This window comes from Pseudoalteromonas sp. SR44-8, assembly GCF_014163635.1.
Classification (GTDB): Bacteria; Pseudomonadota; Gammaproteobacteria; order Enterobacterales; family Alteromonadaceae; genus Pseudoalteromonas; species Pseudoalteromonas rhizosphaerae.
This window is the reverse complement of the sequence record NZ_JACJDS010000133.1, coordinates 1-209: the sequence shown is the minus strand read 5'-3', so window position 1 is coordinate 209 and position 209 is coordinate 1. Positions and strand designations below refer to the sequence as shown.

General features: G+C 41.6%; 1 protein-coding gene. It reads left to right on the top strand.

Annotation, left to right across the window (positions count from 1 at the left end):
• Positions 1-209: hypothetical protein (locus H5183_RS22050; RefSeq protein WP_220493653.1), on the top strand; the 209-nt coding region annotated here is incomplete at both ends.

Here is a 209-nt window from a genome sequence, read left to right as displayed (position 1 = left end):
TGGCTGAAGAAGACGAATTTGATTTAGACGATATTGACAGTCTAATTGATGAAACTGGCGATAAAGCGACTGCAGAGCCGGAGTTGGCTGAAGAAGACGAATTTGATTTAGACGATATTGACAGTCTAATTGATGAAACTGGCGATAAAGCGACTGCAGAGCCGGAGTTGGCTGAAGAAGACGAATTTGATTTAGACGATATTGACAGT